The organism is Halobacillus litoralis (genome assembly GCF_009856415.1).
Lineage (GTDB): Bacteria > Bacillota > Bacilli > Bacillales > Halobacillaceae > Halobacillus > Halobacillus litoralis_C.
In genome coordinates, this window is sequence record NZ_WMEZ01000026.1 from 1 (window position 1) to 527 (window position 527).

The 527-nt window shown below is 59.4% G+C and carries 1 protein-coding gene; it reads right to left on the reverse strand.

The genetic code is table 11. The annotated features are described in order from the left end of the window. Positions 1–54: 54 nt before the first annotated feature. Positions 55–527 (reverse strand): class I SAM-dependent methyltransferase (locus tag GLV98_RS19920; RefSeq protein ID WP_160917704.1); only part of this gene is annotated, 473 nt, incomplete at its 5' end.

Here is a 527-nt window from a genome sequence, read left to right on the forward strand (position 1 = left end):
GAGTTGAGAGGGAACAGTGCTCGATTCATAGCCGTGGCTCCCGGCGGACGGGGGTTACTCTTCGGGGCAACGCCCGTGCAGCATGGTCCAGTAACCGAACAGGTTCACGGACTCAATCCTCTCCACGTTCAGGCCCACATTCTCAAGCACCGGTTCCATGGGGAAGTCCGGATCAAAGCCAAGCGGCGCGGCCCAGCGCGAAAGCGCGGACTCGAACCGGCGGACAAGGGGATTCTCCTTGGCGAAGTGGTTAACGAAGATCACGTCCGCACCCGGCTTGGCGACCCGGCGCACCTCGCTCATTACCTTGTAGGGATCAGGCACCACGGAGAGCACGTACAGGACCATGATCTTGTCGAAGCTGTTGTCCGGGAAGTCCAGCGCTTCGGCGTCCATGTTGTACAGCTCGCAGTTGGTCAGGCCGTGCTTCTGGATGCGCTTCTCGGCCTTGTCGAGCATGTCCTGTGAAATATCAACGCCAGTAACATGGATATCCACGTCATCGGGATATTCCGGCAGCGAAAGGC